Below are 207 nucleotides of genomic sequence, written 5' to 3' on the forward strand. Positions count from 1 at the left end.
CATTAGCTCAGTTGGTAGAGCATCTGACTTTTAATCAGAGGGTCGAAGGTTCGAATCCTTCATGGCTCACCATTTTCAATAAAATATGCGGGTGTGGCGGAATTGGCAGACGCACTAGACTTAGGATCTAGCGCCTTTGGCGTGGGGGTTCGACTCCCTTCACCCGCACTTTTAATAAAATATCTCATAACATGTCTTGCGGAAGTA

General features: G+C 45.9%; 1 tRNA gene. It reads left to right on the top strand.

Features of this window, described 5'->3' with window-relative positions:
• Positions 1-87: 87 nt before the first annotated feature.
• Positions 88-168 (top strand) — tRNA-Leu (locus tag JDS81_RS30160).
• The last annotated feature ends 39 nt before the right edge of the window (positions 169-207 follow it).

The sequence above is a fragment of the Bacillus cereus group sp. N31 genome, assembly GCF_016483245.1.
Lineage (GTDB): Bacteria > Bacillota > Bacilli > Bacillales > Bacillaceae_G > Bacillus_A > Bacillus_A toyonensis.